General features: G+C 71.3%; 17 protein-coding genes. 5 read left to right on the forward strand and 12 right to left on the reverse strand.

Translation table 11 applies throughout. The features are described from left to right. Positions 1 to 81: 81 nt before the first annotated feature. The 5 genes from ACIQI8_RS18465 to ACIQI8_RS18485 form a co-directional block, all read right to left on the reverse strand. Positions 82 to 2,316 carry a putative bifunctional diguanylate cyclase/phosphodiesterase gene (locus ACIQI8_RS18465; protein ID WP_402351263.1) on the reverse strand — a complete coding sequence of 745 codons (2,235 nt, stop codon included), beginning with the start codon at positions 2,314 to 2,316 and terminating at the stop codon, positions 82 to 84. Positions 2,317 to 2,575: 259 nt separating this feature from the next. Further along, positions 2,576 to 4,768 (reverse strand): NAD-dependent DNA ligase LigA, encoded by a 2,193-nt coding sequence (ligA, locus tag ACIQI8_RS18470; protein ID WP_402351266.1) that lies wholly within the window; start codon positions 4,766 to 4,768, stop codon positions 2,576 to 2,578. Positions 4,769 to 4,783: 15 nt separating this feature from the next. Further along, entirely contained in the window at positions 4,784 to 5,791 is a 1,008-nt protein-coding gene (locus ACIQI8_RS18475) for a methionine synthase (RefSeq protein WP_402351269.1), read from the reverse strand. Positions 5,792 to 5,841: 50 nt separating this feature from the next. Continuing rightward, entirely contained in the window at positions 5,842 to 6,540 is a 699-nt protein-coding gene (locus tag ACIQI8_RS18480; protein WP_402351272.1) for an SDR family oxidoreductase, read from the reverse strand. 7 nt (positions 6,541 to 6,547) lie between these two features. Beyond that, a complete protein-coding gene (locus ACIQI8_RS18485) occupies positions 6,548 to 7,087 on the reverse strand; it encodes a TIGR00730 family Rossman fold protein (RefSeq protein WP_402351275.1) in 540 nt (179 codons plus the stop codon). A 50-nt stretch (positions 7,088 to 7,137) separates the two neighbouring features. Here ACIQI8_RS18485 and ACIQI8_RS18490 point away from each other — a divergent pair, with 50 nt between their 5' ends. Next, positions 7,138 to 7,464: a DUF427 domain-containing protein gene (locus ACIQI8_RS18490; RefSeq protein WP_402351278.1), complete on the forward strand. Its 327-nt coding sequence runs from the start codon at positions 7,138 to 7,140 to the stop codon at positions 7,462 to 7,464. On the opposite strand, the gene mnmA is transcribed toward ACIQI8_RS18490, so the two are convergent. Next, a complete protein-coding gene (mnmA, locus tag ACIQI8_RS18495; RefSeq protein ID WP_402351281.1) occupies positions 7,454 to 8,587 on the reverse strand; it encodes a tRNA 2-thiouridine(34) synthase MnmA in 1,134 nt (377 codons plus the stop codon). The two genes, ACIQI8_RS18490 and mnmA, sit on opposite strands and share 11 nt — an antisense overlap. A gap of 60 nt (positions 8,588 to 8,647) precedes the next feature. On the opposite strand from mnmA, the gene ACIQI8_RS18500 reads away from it, so the two are divergent. After that, a complete protein-coding gene (locus ACIQI8_RS18500; protein ID WP_402351284.1) occupies positions 8,648 to 9,301 on the forward strand; it encodes an N-acetylmuramoyl-L-alanine amidase in 654 nt (217 codons plus the stop codon). A gap of 244 nt (positions 9,302 to 9,545) precedes the next feature. Next, positions 9,546 to 11,114 carry a multicopper oxidase family protein gene (locus ACIQI8_RS18505; RefSeq protein WP_402351287.1) on the forward strand — a complete coding sequence of 523 codons (1,569 nt, stop codon included), beginning with the start codon at positions 9,546 to 9,548 and terminating at the stop codon, positions 11,112 to 11,114. Between the two features lie 15 nt (positions 11,115 to 11,129). Here the strand turns inward: ACIQI8_RS18505 and ACIQI8_RS18510 are convergent, their stop codons facing one another. The 3 genes from ACIQI8_RS18510 to ACIQI8_RS18520 all read right to left on the reverse strand — a co-directional run bounded on the left by ACIQI8_RS18510 (position 11,130) and on the right by ACIQI8_RS18520 (position 12,896). Further along, entirely contained in the window at positions 11,130 to 12,293 is a 1,164-nt protein-coding gene (locus ACIQI8_RS18510; RefSeq protein ID WP_402351290.1) for a cysteine desulfurase family protein, read from the reverse strand. Between the two features lie 108 nt (positions 12,294 to 12,401). Next, the gene (locus ACIQI8_RS18515; RefSeq protein WP_402351293.1) at positions 12,402 to 12,680 is read right to left on the reverse strand and encodes a DUF4190 domain-containing protein; all 279 of its coding nucleotides are present in this window, start codon (positions 12,678 to 12,680) and stop codon (positions 12,402 to 12,404) included. A 48-nt stretch (positions 12,681 to 12,728) separates the two neighbouring features. After that, on the reverse strand, positions 12,729 to 12,896 hold the full coding sequence (locus ACIQI8_RS18520) for a hypothetical protein (RefSeq protein WP_402351296.1): 168 nt from the start codon (positions 12,894 to 12,896) through the stop codon (positions 12,729 to 12,731). Between the two features lie 144 nt (positions 12,897 to 13,040). On the opposite strand from ACIQI8_RS18520, the gene ACIQI8_RS18525 reads away from it, so the two are divergent. Further along, positions 13,041 to 13,673 carry a TetR family transcriptional regulator gene (locus tag ACIQI8_RS18525; protein WP_402351299.1) on the forward strand — a complete coding sequence of 211 codons (633 nt, stop codon included), beginning with the start codon at positions 13,041 to 13,043 and terminating at the stop codon, positions 13,671 to 13,673. A gap of 68 nt (positions 13,674 to 13,741) precedes the next feature. Here the strand turns inward: ACIQI8_RS18525 and ACIQI8_RS18530 are convergent, their stop codons facing one another. Continuing rightward, positions 13,742 to 14,131 (reverse strand): hypothetical protein, encoded by a 390-nt coding sequence (locus tag ACIQI8_RS18530; protein ID WP_402351302.1) that lies wholly within the window; start codon positions 14,129 to 14,131, stop codon positions 13,742 to 13,744. A gap of 203 nt (positions 14,132 to 14,334) precedes the next feature. Then, positions 14,335 to 15,198, reverse strand: a complete 864-nt coding sequence (locus ACIQI8_RS18535; RefSeq protein ID WP_402351304.1) for a thioesterase family protein — start codon at positions 15,196 to 15,198, stop codon at positions 14,335 to 14,337. 146 nt (positions 15,199 to 15,344) lie between these two features. On the opposite strand from ACIQI8_RS18535, the gene ACIQI8_RS18540 reads away from it, so the two are divergent. Then, the gene (locus ACIQI8_RS18540) at positions 15,345 to 16,565 is read left to right on the forward strand and encodes an alpha/beta hydrolase (protein WP_402351307.1); all 1,221 of its coding nucleotides are present in this window, start codon (positions 15,345 to 15,347) and stop codon (positions 16,563 to 16,565) included. Here ACIQI8_RS18540 and ACIQI8_RS18545 read toward each other — a convergent pair. Continuing rightward, complete coding sequence (locus ACIQI8_RS18545; RefSeq protein WP_402351310.1) at positions 16,474 to 17,130, reverse strand: trimeric intracellular cation channel family protein; 657 nt, start codon at positions 17,128 to 17,130, stop codon at positions 16,474 to 16,476. The two genes, ACIQI8_RS18540 and ACIQI8_RS18545, sit on opposite strands and share 92 nt — an antisense overlap. Positions 17,131 to 17,147: the final 17 nt, after the last annotated feature.

Genomic DNA, 17,147 nt, shown 5'->3' on the forward strand with positions numbered 1-17,147 from the left:
CAACGGGTCGTCGGGTGTCTGCGGGGACATCGGGGCTGAGCGCGCAGTTCCTCGCGCCCCTTACGGGCGCTGCCGCTCAGGTCACTCTGCGGCCTCCGCCGCCGGAAGCGCCGCCCTCGGGCGCTGCCAGCCCCTCGACCCTCGCGCCAGCAGCCACGCCGTCGTCTCCTCCGACGGCATCGCCGCCGCCACCAGCCAGCCCTGTACGGCGTCGCAGCCCAGGTCGCGCAGGCGTTCCCAGGTCTCGTCGTCCTCGACGCCCTCGGCGACGACCAGCAGACCGAGGGAGTGCGCGAGGTCGACCGTGCAGCGCACGATCTCCGCGTCCTCGGTGTCGTAGGCCAGCCGGGCCACGAAGGAACGGTCGATCTTCAGTTCGCTGACCGGGAGCCGGCGCAGATGCACCAACGAGGAGTAGCCGGTGCCGAAGTCGTCCAGCGACATCTTCACGCCGTGTCCGGTCAGACCGGCGAGGGTGTCGGCGGCCCGCTGCGGGTCCTCGAGGAGGACGTGTTCGGTTATCTCCAGTTGGAGCGAGCCCGCCGGGACCCCGTGCCGGGCAAGGCGTGCGGCGACCGATCCGGCGAACCCCGGGGTGTGGACGTCACGCGGCGAGACATTGACGGCCACCGGCACGAACAGTCCCTGCGCCCGCCACTTGGCGACCTGCGCGAGCGCCGTGTCCAGCACGTACTCCGTGAGATGGGGCATCAGCCCCGACGACTCGGCGATCGCTATGAACTCGTCCGGCGGCACCTTCCCGCGCTCGGGATGCACCCAGCGGACGAGGGCCTCCAAGCCGGCCACCTGACCGTCGAAGCGGACCTTGGGCTGGTAGTGCAGCTGCACCTCGTGCGCGTCCAGGGCGCGGCGCAGATCGCCCAGGAGGCCGAGCCGGTCCGGGGTGTTGGAGTCCCGCTTGGACTCGTAGACCTCGACGCCCGTACGGTCCCGCTTGGCCTGGTACATCGCCACGTCCGCCCGCCGCAGCAGCCCCTCGGCGTCCAGCGCGTGGTCGGGGAAGACGGCGACGCCCGCGCTGGCCTCCAGGACGAGGGTGAGCCCGTCGAGGTCGAGCGGGGAGGAGAGGGCGGCGACGAGGTTGCGGGCGACGCGGGTCGCGGACGTCGTGGAGTCGGCGACCGGCAGGAGGACGGCGAACTCGTCGCCGCCGAGCCGGGCGGCCTCGGCGCCGCGGGGCAGCGCCACTTGCAGCCGGTCCGCTATCTGCAACAGGAGGCGGTCACCGGCGAGATGGCCCAGGGTGTCGTTGACGGACCGGAAGCGGTCCAGGTCTATGAGCATCAGGGCGGCGCGGGCGCCGATGCGCTCGGCGTCGTCCAGCGCGGTCCAGATGCGCTCCAGGAGCCACTGGCGGTTGGGCAGCCCGGTCAGCGGGTCGCGCAGCTGCTCCTCGGCGCGGGCGCGGGCTATCCACAGGGTGGAGTCGAGGGCGATCAGCGGGATGGCGAACAGCGGGAGCAGCACCGGCTGGGCGGCGGCGACCACGCAGACCAGCGGGGCGATGCCGAGCAGGGCGACGGCGACCAGGCCCTGTCTGACCAGGGCGGTGCGGGCGACGGTGGGCAGTCCGCCGTGGTGCGGGGCGTGCAGGTACCAGAGCAGGACGCGGGTGACGAGGAGGTAGGCGGCGGCGACCAGGACCACTTGGGGGGCGGTGTAGACCGTCCAGCTCTCCGGGTTCCAGGGCCGCTCCACGGACGGCACCCGTCCGAAGGCGCCCAGCACGAGCGCGCCGGCGCCGATGCCGAGGATGTCCACCGCGCCGTGCAGCACGCCCTGGCGCCAGCGGTTGCGCCGGGCTATGCCGACCAGCACGACGACGGTGAGGCTGACCATGCCGGCCGGCACCCATCCGTACAGCAGCAGGACGGCGAGGGTCAGGGCGGCGCCCGAGCCGGTGCCGCCCCACCAGCGGGCGCGGCCGAGCATGACCAGGTGGCCGACGATGATGCCGGTCAGCACCGCCAGGGCCCAGCCGACGGTGGCGGACGGGAAGAGCGCGTGGTCGTCGGTGAACGCCCGGTAGAACCCGGCGCCGAGGACGAAGGCGGCGGATCCGACGACCGCCGCGGGCAGCGCGGGCCAGGACAGTTGGCGTTCGGCTTCGGCGTCCTGCAGTGCGGAGGAGTCGCCGGGGCCGCGTCCGTCGGGGACGGTGAACTGTCCGCCGGCGCGGCCTTCGACGCCGGGACGTGCCGAGGACCGTCCGCCCAGGCGGCTCCCCCGCCAGACGCCGCTGGTCAGGCGTCGGCGCAGCGGTGAGTCCGGGGCGGCGCTCTCGGTCGGTTCCATTCCCGTCCCTCTCACAGCCGGCGGTGCCCACGCCACGCGGTCCGCCGTCCGACATCCGTCAGCGATTCCGCGTCGGAATACCCTTCCCCTTGCTCACCAGGAGCACGGGGTTGCCCCGACCGCAGCTGGGCACGGCAGGCGCACATCTCAACAGTAGGCCGCAGAAGGCTTCCACGGGCAGCGGTCGACCACGGTTGCCCGAATGCGACCCGGCCACCCGTATGCATCTGGTATGCGCCGATCGGGTGGCCTTCAACCGCTACTCCTCTGTGGGAAGCGCGACTTCGGCCGCCGCTTCGGGCCCTTGCTCCAGCAGGACGGTGAAGCCGTCCTCGTTCAGAACGGGGACCTTGAGCTGCATCGCCTTGTCGTACTTCGAACCAGGATTGTCACCCACAACCACGAAAGCCGTCTTCTTCGAAACAGAACCGGTCACTTTCGCTCCGCGCTGCTGGAGTGCCTCCTTGGCGCCGTCCCGGGTGAAGTGGTCGAGGGTGCCGGTGACCACGACGGTCAGTCCTTCGAGCGGACGCGGCCCCTCGTCCTCGTCGGAGACCTCGTCCTCCATGCGGACACCGGCCGCCTTCCACTTGCGGAGGATCTCCTGGTGCCAGTCCTCGGCGAACCACTCCTTGAGCGAGGCGGCGATGATCGGGCCGACGCCGTCGGTGTCCGACAACTCCTTCTCGGTGGCCTGCTCGATGCGGTCGATCGAGCGGAAGCTGCGCGCCAGCGCCTCGGCGGCGACCGGGCCGACGTGCCGGATCGACAGACCGGTGAGGACGCGGGCGAGCGGGCTCTCCTTGGCCGCCGCGATGGTCTCCAGCATCGCGAGGGCGTTCTTCTTCGGCTCGCCCTGCTGGTTGGCGAAGACCGTGGCGATCTTCTCCTCGCCGGTCTTCGGGTCCCGCTTGGGCAGCCCGCTGTCCTGGTCGAGGACGTACGCCTTGATGGGCAGCAACTGCTCGATGGTGAGGTCGAACAGGTCGCCCTCGTTCCGCAGCGGCGGGTCGGCCGGCTCCAGCGGGTTGGTGAGGGCGGCCGCGGCCACATACCCGAAGTGATCGATGTCGAGCGCTTTTCGACCGGCGAGGTAGAAGACCCGCTCGCGCAACTGTGCCTTGCAGGTACGGGCGTTCGGGCACCGCAGGTCGATGTCGCCCTCCTTCATCGGCCGCAGCGCCGTACCGCACGACGGGCACTCGGCCGGCATCACGAACTCCCGCTCGCTGCCGTCCCGCAGGTCGACGACCGGGCCGAGGATCTCCGGGATGACCTCACCGGCCTTGCGCAGCACCACGGTGTCGCCGATGAGGACGCCCTTGGCCTTGACCACGTCCTGGTTGTGCAGGGTGGCGAACTCGACCTCCGAGCCGGCCACCGTCACCGGCTCGACCTGGGCGTAGGGCGTGACCCGGCCCGTACGGCCCACGCCGACGCGGATGTTGATGAGCTTGGTGTTGACCTCCTCGGGCGCGTACTTGTACGCGATCGCCCAGCGCGGCGCGCGCGAGGTGGACCCGAGGCGGCCCTGGAGCGGGATCTCGTCGAGCTTGACGACCACGCCGTCGATCTCGTGCTCGACGGAGTGCCGGTTCTCGCCGTAGTACGCGATGAACTCCCGTACGCCGTCGAGGCCTTCGACCACCTTGTTGTGCGGGGAGGTGGGCAGGCCCCAGGTCTTGAGCAGGTCGTAGGCCTGGGAGAGGCGGGTGAGGCCGTCGAAGCCCTCCAGGACGCCGATGCCGTGGACGACCATGTGCAGGGGGCGGGTGGCGGTGACGCGCGGGTCCTTCTGGCGCAGGGAACCGGCCGCCGCGTTGCGGGGGTTGGCGAAGGGCTTGTCGCCGGCCTCGACCAGGCGGGCGTTGAGCTCCTCGAACTTCTCCATCGGGAAGTAGACCTCGCCGCGGATCTCCACCACGTCCGGGACCCGGTCGCCGTGCAGCCGGTCCGGGATCTCGGCGATCGTGCGGACGTTGGGCGTGATGTCCTCGCCCGTGCGCCCGTCGCCGCGGGTCGCCGCGCGCGTGAGACGGCCGTGCTCGTAGGTGAGGTTGACGGCGAGGCCGTCGACCTTCAGCTCGCACAGCAGGTGGTAGTCGGTCGTGCCGACGTCCTTGGCGACGCGCTCGGCCCAGGCGGCCAACTCCTCGTCGCTGAAAGCGTTGTCGAGGGAGAGCATCCGGGAGCGGTGCACGACCGAGGTGAACTCGGTCTCGTAGGCGCCCGCGACCTTCTGCGTCGGCGAGTCCGGCGTGCGCAGCTCCGGGTACTCCTCCTCCAACGCCTCCAGGGAGCGCAGGAGTGTGTCGAACTCCGCGTCGCTGACGACCGGGGCGTCGTTCACGTAGTACCGGAAGCGGTGCTCCTCGATCTGCTCAGCGAGTTGCGCGTGCTTCTCCCGTGCCTGTGCGGGCACCGTCGTCTCCGCTTGCTTGTCGCCGGCCACCGTGTTGTCCTCCCGTTACTCAGGGTTGTCCGCGAGGGATCTCGCCGCCTGGACGCAGTGGGCGAGCGCCTTGCGCGCGTACTCCGGGGAAGCGCCCGCGAGTCCGCACGCCGGGGTCACCGTGACCGCCTCCGCGAGAAGCCCCGGCGACAGCCCCAGCCTGCGCCACAACGTCCTGACACCCATGACGCTACCGGCCGGGTCCGACAATCGTGCGTCCGTGCCGGGCACGACACCGGCGAAGAGCCGGGCGCCCGCTTCCACCGCCTCACCGATCACGTCGTCGTCACGCTCGGTGAGGAGCGAGAGGTCGAAGGAGACGGCCGCCGCGCCCGCCCGGCGCAGCAGGGCGAACGGGACGTCGGGGGCGCAGGAGTGGACCACGACGGGCCCGTCGGCGTGCACGCCGACGACATCGCGAAGCGTGGACTCGACGAGCTGGCGGTCCACGGCGCGGTGGGTGCGGTAGCCGCTGGCGGACCGCACCTGGCCGCGCAGGACGGCGGTGACCGAGGGCTCGTCGAGCTGGAGGCTCACCTGGGCGCCGGGGATGCGGCGCCCGACCTCCTCCAGGTGGGCCCGCAGGCCCTCGGCGAGCGAGGCGGCGAGGTCGCGGCAGGCGCCGGCGTCGGAGAGCACGGCCTCGCCGTTGCGCAGCTCCAGGGCCGCGGCCAGCGTCCAGGGGCCGACGGCCTGCACCTTCAGCGGGCCCTCGTACCCCTGCGTGAACTCCTCCAGGGCGTCGAGGTCTTCGCCGAGCCAGGACTGGGCGCGCTTGGTGTCGCGGCCCGGGCGGTCCCCGAGCCGCCAACCGCTGGGCTCCACGCGTGCGTAGAGCTCGACGAGCAGTCCCGCGGTCCGCCCGATCATGTCGGCGCCGGGGCCGCGGGCGGGCAGCTCGGCGAGGAACGGGAAGTCGTCCAGGGACCCGGTGACGGTCTTGGCGGCCTCGCGCGCGTCCTCGCCCGGCATCGAACCGACGCCGGTGGCCGGACCGAACATGAACTGGCTGTTTTGACTCACCTGCGAAGACTACGGAATCCGGGCGGGCCCGCGGAATCGGTCGGCACGGGTCAGGGTCCCGGCCGTACCGTCAGGTCGGTGATCTCCGCGTCCCTGGGCAGGTCGAGGACTGTCAGGACGGTCGTCGCGACCGACTCCGGGTCGATCCACCGCGACGCGTCGTACTCCTTGCCCTCCTGCTGGTGGACCTTGGCCTGCATCGGGCTCGCCGTGCGGCCGGGGTAGACGGAGGTGACCCGGACGCCGTTGCCGTGCTCCTCGTGCCGCAGCGAGTCGGCGAGGGCCTTCAGCCCGTGCTTGGAGGCGGCGTACGCGGACCAGTCGGCGCTCGCCCGCAGTCCCGCGCCGGAGTTGACGAAGAGCACCTGGCCGCGGGCGGCGCGGAGTTGGGGCAGGAAGTGGCGGGTCAGTTCGGCGGGCGCGACGAGGTTGACGTTGAGCTGGTGGCGCCAGGACTTGGGGGTGAGCTCGCCCACCGGGCCCAGGTCGACCACGCCGGCGATGTGCAGCAGCGCGTCCACGCGGTCCGGCAGCGACTGGTGCGAGAAGGCCCAGGACAACTTGTCGGGGTCGGCCAGGTCGCCGACGAGGGTCCGTGCGCCGGGGAACTCCGCCGCCAGCTCCTTCGCCCGCCCGGCGTCGCGCGCGTGCAGCACGAGGTCGTCCCCGCGCGCGTGGAGGCGGCGGGCGACGGCCGCGCCGATGCCGGAGCCCGCTCCGGTGATCACATGGGTAGCCATGACCGCCATGCTCGCATCACAGCGTGCCGGCCGACTCCTCCAGGTAGGCGAGCGCGCCCACCGGCTCCTCGGCGAAGAACACCAGGTCGGTCAGGGGCAGCGGCAGGAAGCCCTCGCTCTCCATGCGGCGGAACTGTTCCTTCAGACCGTCGTAGAAACCCGCGGTGTTGAGCAGCACGACCGGCTTGTCGGTGTGGCCGTGCTTCTTCAGCTCCAGGATGTCGGTGGCCTCGTCGAGCGTGCCCGTGCCGCCGACCATGATCACCACGGCGTCGGCCTTCTCCAGGAGCAGCCTCTTGCGCTCGGCGAGGTCCTTGGCGATCACCATCTCGTCGGCGCCCGGGTGCACCATCGCCGCCAGGAAGTCGACGGAGACACCGACGAGCCTGCCTCCGGCCTCCTTCACGCCGTCGGCGACCACCTTCATCAGACCGGTGTCCGAGCCGCCCCACACGAGCGTGTGACCGCCCTTGCCCAGGAGCGTCGCGAACTCGCGCGCGGGGCGCGTGTAGCGGTCGTCGAGGTCGGCGGCGGAGAGGAAGACGCAGATTCGCATGAAGCAAGGGTAGGCGGGAACAACGCGGCCCCCGCCGCTGTCATCCCTGTATGGCTACTGGACACACGATCACCATCGAGAAGAGCGACCAGCGCGTGCGCGTGGTGCACGGCGATCTGATTCTGGCCGAGAGCGACCGGCCCCTCGTCCTGCGTGAGACCGGCTCCCCGGTGCGGTACTACATCCCCGCCGAGGACGTCCGGCTGGATCTCCTCACGCCCTCCGAGTCGCACACCGTGTGCCCCTTCAAGGGCACCGCCTCCTACTGGTCCCTGGAGGACGCGCCGGACCTGGTGTGGGCCTACCCCGACCCCAAGTCCGACGTCGCCGAGATCAAGGACCACCTCTGCTTCTACGACGTCGAGGTCATCGGCTGACGCCGGCTGTCGCCGCCGTCCGGGCGGTCGTCGCGATGGTCGCGGAGCCGACGACCCGTGTGCCGTCGTACAGGACGATCGCCTGGCCGGGGGCGACGCCGCGGACCGGCTCCGCGAAGGTGACCTCCAGGGTGCCGTCGACGAGTTCGGCGCGTACCTCGGTCTCGCCGCCGTGGGCCCGGAGCTGTGCCGTGTAGGTGCCGGGGCCGGTCGGGGCGGTGCCGCACCAGCGGGGCCTGATCGCGGTGAGGGCGCTGACGTCCAGGGCGGCGGCCGGACCGACCGTCACCGTGTTGTCCACCGGCGAGATGTCCAGGACGTAGCGCGGCTTGCCGTCGGGGGCCGGGGTGCCGATGCGCAGGCCCTTGCGCTGGCCGATGGTGAAGCCGAACGCGCCCTCGTGCGAGCCGACGACCGCGCCGGACTCGTCGACGATGTCGCCCTCCGCCTTGCCCAGGCGGCCCGCGAGGAAGCCCTGGGTGTCGCCGTCGGCGATGAAGCAGATGTCGTGCGAGTCGGGCTTCTTGGCGACCGCGAGGCCGCGCCGCTCGGCCTCGGCGCGGATCTCGTCCTTGGTCGTGAGGGTGTCTCCGAGCGGGAAGAGCGCGTGCGCCAACTGCCGGTCGTCCAGCACCCCGAGGACGTAGGACTGGTCCTTGGCCATGTCGGAGGCGCGGTGCAGCTCGCGCGTGCCGTCCTCGTGCACGAGCACCTTGGCGTAGTGGCCGGTGCACACGGCGTCGAAGCCGAGGGCGAGCGCCTTGTCGAGGAGGGCGGCGAACTTGATCTTCTCGTTGCAGCGCAGACACGGGTTCGGGGTGCGCCCCGCCTCGTACTCGGCGACGAAGTCCTCGACCACGTCCTCGCGGAAGCGGTCGGCGAGGTCCCAGACGTAGAACGGGATGCCGATGACGTCGGCGGCACGGCGGGCGTCGCGCGAGTCCTCGATGGTGCAACAGCCACGCGCGCCCGTGCGGAACGATTGCGGGTTCGCGGAGAGCGCGAGGTGGACGCCGGTCACGTCGTGGCCGGCTTCGGCGGCGCGCGCGGCGGCGACGGCGGAGTCCACGCCGCCGGACATGGCGGCCAGGACACGGAGGGGGCGCTGCGGGATGTCAGTCATAGCCCTTCAAGGGTACGGGGCCGCGGGAACCGGAGCCCGCGAGTATCCGTTGTGGATCACATGGGGGCGAGCGAGAGCGACAAGGACCGGCGCATCGGGCGGCGGGCGCTGCTGATCGGCGGGGCCGCGGCGGCGGTCGGCACGGCCGTGCTGGCCCGCGGTGAGCTGGCCCATCTGTGGTGGCGGCTGCCGGGGGTCCAGAAGCCGCGGGTCGAGGGCGCGGTGGACTTCAGGGGCGCGCTGTGGGTGGCGGCCTCGTCGGCGAACTTCCGGTGGGCGGACCGGCCGGACGACTACGCGATAGACCGGGTGATCATCCATGTCACCCAGGGCAGTTACGCGAGCGCGGTCAAGGTCTTCCAGGACCCCGCCCACCAGGCCGCGGCCCACTACATCGTCCGCAAGGACGGGGACGTCACACAGATGATCCGCGAGCTGGACGTGGCCTACCACGCGGGCAACAGGGAGTTCAACGAACGCAGTGTGGGCATCGAGCACGAGGGCTTCGTGGACCGCCCGCAGGACTTCACGGACGCGATGTACGCGGCCTCCGCGCGTCTGACGGCGGGCATCTGCAAGCGGTACGGGATACCCGTCGACCGGGAGCACGTCATCGGGCACGTGGAGGTGCCGGGGACGGACCACACGGACCCCGGGCCGCACTGGGACTGGGACCGGTACATGGGTCTCGCACGACGGGCCGAACAGGCCTGACCGCCGGTAACGACCGTCCTGACCACCGGTTCCGTCGGTGATGCAATCGTGATGTTGTGTGTGGCCTCCGCGCTTCATGTGTCCGTTGCGTCCCGCTCCCGTGGTGCGAGCTGCGCGCCTTCAACTTGGCTTTCTTCCAAGGGAGTTGCGGAGATCCCGCGCTCACGGCTCCGGCACAGGCTGCCCGGTCGCCCCCTAAGTTCGCCCCAGTCCTTACACAGCCCTTAGGTCAAACATCCCGGCCATGACCGACTCCACAGAGCCCACCACGGGCCGAAGCGACAAGGGCGTCCACCGCAAGGCGGGCCGGGCCAAGGGCGAGCACACCAGGACGAGCAAGGGCGGCAGCAAGGGTGTCCACCGCCGCAGGTTCCTCGGCGGCATGGCGGGCGCCGCGGGCCTCGCGGCGGTCGCGGCGGCCGGCACCACCTTCTCCCTGCTGACCGACGCGAAGGGGAACAAGGCGGGCGCGGCCACCAGCACCGCCACCCTGACCGTCCCGGACCTCCTGGAGGGCACCACCTCCGACAGCGTCACGACCTTCACCCTGGAGGCCAGGACCGGCACGCACGAGGTGATCTCGGGGGTCACCAGCAGCACGATGGGCTACAACCAGGACTTCCTGGGCCCCACCCTGAAGTGGACCAACGGCAACGAGGTCGTCCTCAACATCACCAACGACATCGGCGAGGACACCACGGTCCACTTCCACGGCGCCCACGTGCCGCCGAAGATGGACGGCGGCCCGCAGGTCGCCTTCGCGGACGGCGAGACCTGGTCGCCCACGTTCACGGTCAAGGACCAGGCGACCACGCTCTGGTACCACCCGCACGCCCTGGGCACCACCGCCAAGCAGGCCGTGCACGGGCTGGCCGGGATGATCATCGTCGAGGACTCCACGGACGCGTCCGCCGCGCTGCCCGGCGACTACGGTGTCGACGACATCCCGCTGATCTTCCAGTCCCTCGCCGTGGACACCGACGGGGACATCAAGTACGAGGCGGCCGGCTACCGGCTGAGCACCACCGCGTTCCCCCTCCTGCTCAACGGGACCAACGTGGACGACACCACGCTCACCTTCACCGCCACCAGGACGCGGACCCGGTTCCGCGCCCTGAACGCCTCGCCGTCCGACATCATCACGATCCAGCGCGGCGACGGCGGCACCCTCACGCAGATCAGCACCGACCAGGGCTATCTGACCGAGGCCACCGAGGTGACCACGATCCGCCTGGTGGCCGGCGCCCGCGCCGAGTTCGTCATGGACCTCTCCGCGGACGCCACCCTGCAGGCCGTGGTCACCACCGGGTGGATCCGCGGCGGCAGCGGCACGTACGACGTCCTCGCGGTGACGGCGAGCGGCACCGACACCCCGGCCGACCTGCCCAGCACCCTCAACACCATCGACCGGTACGACACCGGCGACTTCACCGCCCGGACGATCACCCTGGGCCAGAACGGCGCGACCATGCTGATCAACGGGTCGGCGGGCACGACCATGGCCGCGATGGCGATGATCAGTACGACGGTCGGCGCGAAGGAGATCTGGACCATCCAGAACGCCACCCAGCTGGAGCACTCGTTCCACCTGCACGACGTGCCGTATCAGCTGATCTCCGTCAACGGCGAGAAACCCACCGGCGTCCAACTCGGCTGGTACGACACCTACGAGGTGGTCGGCGGCGGGTCCATCGAGATCGCCATGGAGTTCACGGACTTCTCCGACGACACCTACATGTACATGCTCCACTGCCATCTGCTGCAGCACGAGGACGAGGGCATGATGGCCTCCCTCATGGTGACGGAGAGCTAGGAGGAGCGCGGTCTCTCAGGTCAGTCCGGCGGCGCGGGCACGCTCCACCGCCGGGCCGATCGCCTTGGCCACCGCCTCCACGTCCGCCTCGGTGGAGGTGTGGCCGAGGGAGAAGCGCAGGGTGCCGCGGGCCAGGTCCGGGTCGGTGCCGGTGGCCAGCAGGACATGGCTGGGTTGGGCGACACCGGCGGTGCAGGCCGAGCCGGTGGAGCACTCGATGCCCTGGGCGTCGAGGAGCAGGAGCAGGGAGTCGCCCTCGCAACCGGGGAACGTGAAGTGCGCGTTGGCCGGCAGCCGGTCCTGCGGGTCGCCCCCGAGGATCGCGTCCGGGACCGCCGTACGCACCGCCTCGACCAGGCTGTCGCGCAGGGCGCCGATCTCGCGGGTGAACCACTCGCGCTGTTCGGCGGCGAGGCGTCCGGCGACCGCGAAGGAGGCGATCGCGGGAACGTCGAGGGTGCCGGAGCGGACGTGGCGCTCCTGGCCGCCGCCGTGCAGGACGGGGACGGGGGTGTACTCGCGGCCCAGGAGCAGCGCGCCGATGCCGTACGGGCCGCCGATCTTGTGGCCCGAGACCGTCATCGCGGCGAGTTCGGAGGCGGCGAAGTCGACCGGGACCTGGCCGAAGGCCTGGACCGCGTCGGAGTGCAGCGGGACCCCGAACTCCTGTGCCACCTGGGCCAGTTCACGGACCGGCGAGACGGTCCCGATCTCGTTGTTGGCCCACATCACGGTCGCCAGGGCCACATCGCCGGGGGCGCGGGCGATCGCCTCGCGCAGGGCCTCGGGGTGGACGCGGCCGTAGGAGTCGACCGGCAGGTACTCGACGGTGGCGCCCTCGTGCTCGCCCAGCCAGTGGACGGCGTCCAGGACGGCGTGGTGCTCGACGGGGCTGGCCAGGACGCGGGTGCGGGCCGGGTCGGCGTCGCGGCGGGCCCAGTACAGGCCCTTCACCGCGAGGTTGTCGGCCTCGGTGCCGCCGGAGGTGAAGACCACCTCGCTGGGGCGGGCGCCGAGCGCTTCGGCGAGCGCCTCGCGGGCTTCCTCGACCGTGCGGCGGGCCTTGCGGCCGGAGGCGTGGAGGGCGGAGGCGTTGCCCGTGATGCTCAGGTGGGCCGTCATCGCCTCGACTGCCTCGGGAAGCATCGGGGTGGTCGCGGCGTGGTCGAGGTATGCCATGGTGAAGACGATTCTACGGGGGGCTCCGCCGTGGAACCGAGGGGCACCGGGGCCGGCTCGACCGGTGGGCAACTGCGGCCGTGCGGGGCGCGCTTGCCCGAACCCTGCTCACAGGCTCCAGGAGATCGTGTTCGAGACCGCCATGGTGAGGGCGAGGACCGCCAGGTCCGCCACGCCGAGGGTCAGACCCAGGTAGGCGCGGCCCTTGCGGACCGTACCGCGCCACAGGGACACCAGGGCCAGGATGATGGCGATCGGGCCGAGGAAGACGTTCAGTACGAGCAGGCCGAGAAGGCCGAGGATGAAGGACGCGACGGCCATGCCGTCCGCGTCACGGGGGCCGGTGCGCACGGGGGTGCGGCCGTCGGCCGGTGCGGTGAGTTGCATCGTGCTCAGCTCCAGGAAGTCGGTGGGGACGGTCGGTCGGCCGGGAGATCAGTGGGCCGACGTCTGCCGGCGGCGCCCGTGGCGCTCACGGAGCGCGAAGATCCCGAGCCAGACGGCGATGCCGACGGCCACGGCGGCGGACAGGGCCAGCGGTGCGTGGGCCACGGTGCCCAGCACGACACCGAGCAGCATGAGTGCGGCGACGAGGAACAGCATGGGACGGATCCCCCTCCGAGACACCCGGGTGGCGTCTCTCGTTTCGTTTCGGTGAACGGTTGTAGTAACACTTGTTCACTGACTATAGAGTCTAACCCTCCCGGCGACTTTTCAATTCCGGAGAACGGTTGTTAACTGGATGACATGAGTCACACCCTCGGCATCCGGCAGGCCCAGAAGCAGAAGACCCGGCAGGCGCTCCTGGACGCGGCGCTCGCCCTGCTGGCGGAGCAGAGCCTGAGCAGCCTGGGCCTGCGCGAGGTCACCCGGGCCGTCGGAGTCGCCCCGACCGCCTTCTACCGGCACTTCCGCTCCACCGCGGACCTCGGCGTGGCCCTGGTCGAGGAGGCGCTCGGCAGCCTGCACCCGATGGTCCGCGCGACGGTGTCCACCGCCGGCGACAGCGACGAACGCATCGTGCGCGCCGTCGAGTTGATCGCCGCGTACGTGGCCGCGCACCCCGCCCACGTCCGGTTCGTCGCCCGTGAGCGGCACGGCGGGGTCCAGCCGGTGCGCGAGGCCATCCGGGACCAACTGGCCCGGTTCGCCGAGGAGGTGAAGGTCGAGATCGCCAAGGACCCGGAGGCGGCGGGTTGGAGCGACGACGACCTGCTCATGCTGGCCAACCTGTATGTCGACCAGATGCTGATCACGGCCTGTCTGTTCCTGGAGGCGCTGGAGTCCCCGGACGCCTCGAAGGAGTTGGAGCAGGCCACCCAGATCGTGACCCGCCGGCTGCGGCTGATCAACGTCGGCCGCGTGCACTGGCTGGACTGAGCCCTCAACGCACAGAAGCGGCGCCCCCGTTCGCCGGGAGCGCCGCTTCTGTCGTACGACCGCTCGGGTCAGCTCTTCGTTGCCTGCCGGCTCGGAGCGCCGCTCGGGGCGCCACTGGGCGCACCACCACCGGCCCCGCCCGCGCCGCCGCCGCAGCCCCCCTGGCCGCCTCCGCCGGGACCGCCGCCCTGGCCGCCGCCCGGCGCTCCGCTCGGCATGCCGGAGGGCCTGCCCGACGGATGGCGCGACGGATTGCGTGACGCGTTGCCGGAGGGCCCCCCGCTCGGGCGGCCCGACGCGTTGCCGGTCGGCGCGCCCGAGGGCCGCTGACAGGACTGTTGCCGGCCGGAGTTGCCGCTGTTCGAGGACGACGACGAGTCGCTCGAACCGCAGGCCGCCAGGGCGAAGGGCGCGAGCGCCAGCAGAGCCACCGCGGGGACGAGACGCGCACGGTTCATGAGAAACAGCTCCAGGGAGGATGAGGGAGTCCTGAGGCGGGAACTCAATCAGCGGCGCTTGGGCCTTCCTTGGGGCCGCACTGTCCTCGGCCTGTCAATCGGGCAAAGAGGATCTCAACTCGCGCCGCTGACCTCGCACTTCACGAACGGGCCTGTGCTACTCGCTGGTACAAGCCCGTGACAGAAGAGGTCCGCGGAGCCGCTCAGCCGAGCTTGACCCGGGCGAGTTGGCGGGACTGGGCGACCAACCGGTCGGCGCTGTCCCATACTTCGGCGTCCTCCTCCAGGAAACCGCCGGCGAGGTTGCGGGTGGTGACCGAGACGCGCAGCGGGCCGGGGGCCGGGCGGCAGCGCACATGGACGGTCAGCTCGACGGTCGGGACCCAGCCGGACAGGCCGATCTCGAAGGCCGTGGGCGGCAGCGCGTCCACCGCGAGCAGGAGGGCGAACGGGTCGGGGTCCCGGCCGTCCGCGAGCCCGAACCAGGACCGCATCTCGCCCTTGCCGGAAGGCGCGCCGAGCGCCCAGCCCAGGGTGGCGGGGTCGAGCTTGAGCATCAGCCGCTCGGCGATGGTGGAGGTGTCGGAGGCCGGTGGCGGCGGCCCGTCCTCGGGGCCGAAGCAGTGCTCCGTCGGCGGGAACACCGGCGGCTCGGCCGCCGTGCGGACGTCGTCGGGCAGCGCGTCCAGGTCGCCGTAGGAGGCGAGGACGCGGATGCGCTCGACCTCCTGGCCCTCGTCGTCGTACTGGAAGAGGGAGGCCTGGCCGGTGGAGAGGGTGCGGCCGGTGCGGACGACGTCCGTGCGGACGACCGCGGGGCCGGGCCGGGAGGCGCTCAGGTAGTGCGCCGAGATCGTGAAGGGGTCGCCGTGCGGCAGGGCGTCCCCGAGCGCGCGGCCGAGGACGGCCAGCAGATAGCCGCCGTTGAGGGCGCCGAACACCGTCCAGCCGGCGGAGAGGTCGACGTCGTAGACACCGGGCGCGCGCCGGGTCGGGGCGGTGTCGCGGTCGAACTCGCTGTCGCCGACCGTGGCCCGGACGGCCTGCGCGGAAGCTGCTTCAGACATGTCTGAACCGTACAATGAGTAACTACTAAGCGGTAGCTTTTCTCCTGGGCGGGCTCTGGGCCATCGCGGTGAGAGCAAGGCAATTTCCTGGTAAGTGTCCGTACTCGTCCGTAAACCGGGGTCGCGAGGTCGGCCTCTATAGGGGCATGAGCCTTACCGGGACCGCGTTCCTCTACACGCTGATCGTGCTGTCCGTCGTCGCCGTCGTCCTTCCGCTCGCCCTGTGGTCGCGGCTGCGCGGGCCACGGGCCCTGCGCGCCGCCGCGCGCGTCCTGATGGTGCTGTTCGCCCAGGGCACGGCGGTCGCCCTGGTGTTCACGCTGGTCAACAACGAGAACAACCTGTACGACAACTGGGCCGACCTGCTCGGCACGGGCGACCATGTGCAGCAGGCCGCGAACCTCGGCGCCGACGGCACGGGCGGCATCGCGCTGCGGCGCCTGCCCAGGGTGGTGCAGCGGTTCACCCCCCTGTCCGACGGCGTCCGGGAGACCCAGCTCAAGGGCCGTGTGTCGGGCGTGAACGCCGAGGTCTACGTCTGGCTGCCGCCGCAGTACGACCAGCCCGCCTACCGCCACCACCGGTTCCCCGTGGTCGAGTTGCTGCCGGGCTACCCCGGTTCCGCGAAGGCCTGGTTCGGATCCCTGCACGCCGAGAAGCAGCTCGCGCCGCTGATGCGGGACGGCAAAGTGGCGCCCTTCATCCTGGTCGCCCCGCGCACCAACCTGCTCGCCGGCGTGGACACCGGCTGCGCCAACATCACGGGCACGGTGAACGCCGACACCTGGCTCAGCGTCGACGTGCCGAGGATGGTGACGGACAACTTCCGGGCCGCCCCCGCGCCGGCGAGCTGGGCGGTGGCCGGGTACTCCGCGGGCGGCCACTGCGCGGCCAAGCTCGCGATCGCCCACCCCGACCGCTACCGAGCCGCGATCAGCATGTCCGGCTACAACGACCCGATCGGCGAACGCAATTCGCTGGCCGCGCAGAACCCGCGGCTGCGGATCGCCAACAACCCCTACCTGCTGCTGCGCGGGGCCCGCACCCCGCCCCGGATCGCGCTCTACATCTCGGGGCAGCCGCACGACGGCTACGAGGCCGGGGTGGCCCTCGAACAGATCGCGAAGGCCCCGACGACCGTGCACGTGGTGTACATCCCGAAGAGCGCGGGCGGCCACACCATGGCGCTGTGGCGGCCGCAGGTGGTGCCGGCGTTCCGCTGGCTGACCGAGGAACTGGGCCTGGGAAACGGCCTCAGGGCCGGCTGGGGAACCGCTACTCCTCACTCACCGTCGAGCGCCGGTTCCACGCACGCGGCGCTCGCCAGTGGTACCTCATCGCGAGCAGGCGCAGGACGAAGGCGGTGACGACCGCGAGCCCGCTGGTGTACGGGTTGAGGGCGTCGTAGCGGATGCACAGGACGACGATGGCGGCGCCGACGATCGCCGGGACCGCGTACAGGTCGCGGTCCCAGCGCAGCAGCGAGGGCGTCTCGTTGGCGAGCACGTCGCGCAGCACACCGCCGCCGACGGCGGTGGCGAGGCCGAGGGCGGCCGACGCGGTGAGGTTGAGCCCGTAGTCGTACGCCTTGGTCGTGCCCGTGACGCAGAACAGGCCGAGGCCTGCCGCGTCGAAGGTGTTCACGCCGAGCTGGATGCGCTCGACGTGGGGGTGGAGGAAGAAGACGAGGAGCGCGGCGAAGAGCGGGGTGGTGAAGTACCCCAGGTCCGTGAACGCGGCCGGGGGCACCGCCCCGATGATCACGTCCCGGAAGATCCCTCCGCCCAGCGCGGTGACCTCGGCGAGCACGGCGATGCCGAAGACGTCGAAGTTCTTGCGGACCGCGAGCAGCGCGCCGGAGATGGCGAACACGAAGATGCCGACGAGGTCGAGCGTGTGCTGGACGGAGGGGCTGAACAGTTGCTGAAGCACCCCACATTCTTACCTGC

The sequence above is a fragment of the Streptomyces sp. NPDC092369 genome, from assembly GCF_044755245.1.
Lineage (GTDB): Bacteria > Actinomycetota > Actinomycetes > Streptomycetales > Streptomycetaceae > Streptomyces.